Below are 2,610 nucleotides of genomic sequence, written 5' to 3' on the forward strand. Positions count from 1 at the left end.
CGCGCAGTCAACTCGGCCTCGCCGCCGCAAGTTTGATCGGCGATTTCGCGACCCGGCTGTCCTGCGGGCTCATTCGTCTTGATCCGCTCTTGCTGAACACAGGCGACGAGCGAGCGGCCGTCTATGCGTTGCGTATCCTGCTGGCCATGACCGGCGGAATTGCCTTCCTGCCGGATCAGGCCCGCAGCGAGGCTCTGTTCGGTCGGCTGAGGGCTGGATTTCTTTGCGCCACATTGTCGCGGACGGTTGTCGATTCCCGGCGCTCCGGCATCTTCCTGCGCCGCGAGGCGCGCGGCCTGCCCGCCGCCGCAACCCTTACTGGCAGCACCCTGTGGGATGGCCGCCGGCGCATCACATTGAACGACAGCAGCAGCGCATTGTTGATTGCCCCGCTAGGCACGGCAGCGGCGAAGCGGCTGGCGACGGGCCAAGGAAAAGCCCCGCCGAGCCTGATGCGCGCCGCGCTCGCGGCCGAACCGGCGTTGTGGCACGCCGGGGAATGCCTTGGTTTGCCTGGATATGAACTGAAGTCTGCGATGGTGGAAGTGCGGCCGGTCGTTAGTCCCTTTGCCCGCTTCCTGCCGTCCTTCGACCTGGCGCCGGCGCAGGCCGTCGCCGGGCTGATTGGCGCGGCCCCGGTCCCGCCCTTGCCTTTCAGCGGCCATAGTGCCGGCTGATGGTTGCGCGAAAGCTTAACCCAGACGTGCTGTTATGCTTGGCAAGGGGAGGTGCTCTCCCTATGTTAGGCGCAAGTTTCCTCTCATGACGCGTGTCCGCCCCGCGGACGCCAACGGGACAATTGATGAATCCGAACTATCGCAACCTCGCGCTCTGGGCGATCATAGCGGTCCTGCTCATAGCCCTGTTCAATCTGTTCCAGACGCCGCAGACGCGAGGGGCTTCCAGCGATGTGCCTTATTCGCAGTTCCTGCAGGATGTCGCGGCGGGCCGGGTCAAGACGGTGACCATCGCGGGCGCCCGCATCAGCGGCACCTACACCGACAATGCCAGCGGCTTCCAGACCTATTCGCCCGGCGATCCTTCGCTGGTCTCGCGGCTGCAGGACAAGAACGTCACCATCAATGCGCGGCCTGAAACAGACGGTTCCAATTCGCTGTTCGGCTATTTGATCTCTTGGCTGCCGATGATCCTCATCCTCGGCGTCTGGATCTTCTTCATGCGCCAGATGCAGTCCGGCTCCGGCCGCGCGATGGGCTTTGGCAAGTCGAAGGCCAAGTTGCTCACCGAAGCGCATGGCCGCGTCACCTTCCAGGACGTTGCCGGCGTCGACGAAGCCAAGGAAGATCTGGAAGAGATCGTCGAGTTCCTGCGCGATCCGCAGAAATTCCAGCGGCTCGGCGGCAAGATTCCGCGCGGCGTGCTGCTTGTCGGCCCTCCGGGAACCGGCAAGACGCTGCTCGCCCGCTCGGTTGCCGGCGAAGCCAATGTGCCGTTCTTCACCATTTCCGGTTCGGACTTCGTCGAGATGTTCGTTGGCGTTGGTGCAAGCCGAGTCCGCGACATGTTCGACCAGGCCAAGAAGAACGCACCCTGCATCATCTTCATCGATGAAATCGACGCGGTCGGCCGTCATCGCGGCGCCGGCCTCGGCGGCGGCAACGACGAACGCGAGCAGACGCTGAACCAGCTGCTGGTCGAGATGGACGGCTTCGAATCCAACGAAAGCATCATCCTGATCGCCGCCACCAACCGGCCCGACGTGCTTGACCCCGCCCTGCTCAGGCCAGGCCGCTTCGACCGCCAGGTCGTGGTGCCGAACCCTGACATCGTCGGCCGCGAGAAGATCCTCAAGGTGCATGTGCGCAACGTGCCGCTGGCGCCCAATGTCGACCTCAAGGTGATCGCGCGCGGTACGCCGGGCTTTTCCGGCGCCGATCTGATGAACCTCGTCAACGAATCCGCGCTGATGGCGGCACGGCGCAACAAGCGCCTCGTCACCATGGCCGAATTCGAGGACGCCAAGGACAAAATCATGATGGGCGCCGAGCGCCGCTCGTCGGCCATGACCCAGGCCGAGAAGGAGCTGACCGCCTACCATGAGGCCGGCCACGCCATTCTCGCGCTCAACGTGCCATCGGCCGATCCGCTGCACAAGGCCACGATCATTCCACGCGGTCGCGCGCTCGGCATGGTCATGCAGTTGCCCGAAGGCGACCGCTATTCGATGAGCTACAAATACATGATCTCGCGTCTCGCCATCATGATGGGCGGCCGCGTCGCCGAGGAGTTCAAGTTCGGCAAGGAGAACATCACCTCCGGCGCCTCTTCGGATATCGAGCAGGCGACCAAGCTGGCCCGCGCCATGGTCACGCGCTGGGGCTTTTCCGACAAGCTCGGCCATGTCGCCTATGGCGACAACCAGGAAGAAGTGTTCCTCGGCCATTCGGTGGCGCGCACGCAGAACGTCTCGGAAGAAACGGCGCAGATCATCGACGCCGAAGTGCGCCGCCTGATCGACGAGGCCTATTCGTCGGCGAAGTCCATCCTGACCAAGAAGAAGAAGGAATGGATCGCGCTGGCACAGGGCCTGCTGGAATATGAGACGCTGTCCGGCGAGGAGATCAAGCAGTTGATCGCCGGCCACAAGCC

The 2,610-nt window shown here is 63.8% G+C and carries 2 protein-coding genes; both read left to right on the top strand.

Annotated elements, in window-relative coordinates; genetic code table 11:
- Nucleotides 1-32 precede the first annotated feature (32 nt).
- Nucleotides 33-677 carry a hypothetical protein gene (locus EN749_RS33915; protein ID WP_348629409.1) on the top strand — a complete coding sequence of 215 codons (645 nt, stop codon included), beginning with the start codon at nt 33-35 and terminating at the stop codon, nt 675-677.
- Nucleotides 678-802: 125 nt separating this feature from the next.
- Nucleotides 803-2,610, top strand: a 1,808-nt coding sequence (ftsH, locus tag EN749_RS33920; protein WP_145991127.1) for an ATP-dependent zinc metalloprotease FtsH, incomplete at its 3' end; no start/stop codon positions are given.

Source organism: Mesorhizobium sp. M7A.F.Ca.ET.027.02.1.1 (assembly GCF_004022985.1).
Lineage (GTDB): Bacteria > Pseudomonadota > Alphaproteobacteria > Rhizobiales > Rhizobiaceae > Mesorhizobium.